1 pseudogene is annotated in these 407 nt (G+C 45.0%); it reads right to left on the minus strand.

The window, feature by feature from the left end:
• Positions 1 to 407: pseudogene (locus Phpb_RS22310) on the minus strand (lipase family protein); the annotation flags it as partial.

Here is a 407-nt window from a genome sequence, read left to right on the forward strand (position 1 = left end):
GCTTTGTCATCATCGCAACTTAAAGCCAATGGCTGGAAAGTGGCATCAGTCAGATAATTATCCAGGCTAGCGGTTCCCCGCCAACTAACAATCACATCTTTCTCACTGGCAACATAAAACAGTTTGGTATCACCTTGCTTGTTGCTTCCCGCTTGTGAATCAACAAACTCCACCCGGGCATAACGTTTACTAAACGGCACATCGTAAACGACAGGCGTTGCCGACAATGCTTCCACTTTATAGGGCAATTTTGAAACATCCACCATTTGCCGGTTAAAAAAGTGTTTCACAGAACCTTCAACATCGACATCCCCATCAGCATAAGCCAGTACGCTCATCAAGCACTGGTTATAAGCATTCACAATGGAATACTCCTTCTGATGATGTAGCAGTAAAACCCAAGCCCG

This window comes from Photorhabdus namnaonensis, from assembly GCF_001684335.1.
Lineage (GTDB): Bacteria > Pseudomonadota > Gammaproteobacteria > Enterobacterales > Enterobacteriaceae > Photorhabdus > Photorhabdus namnaonensis.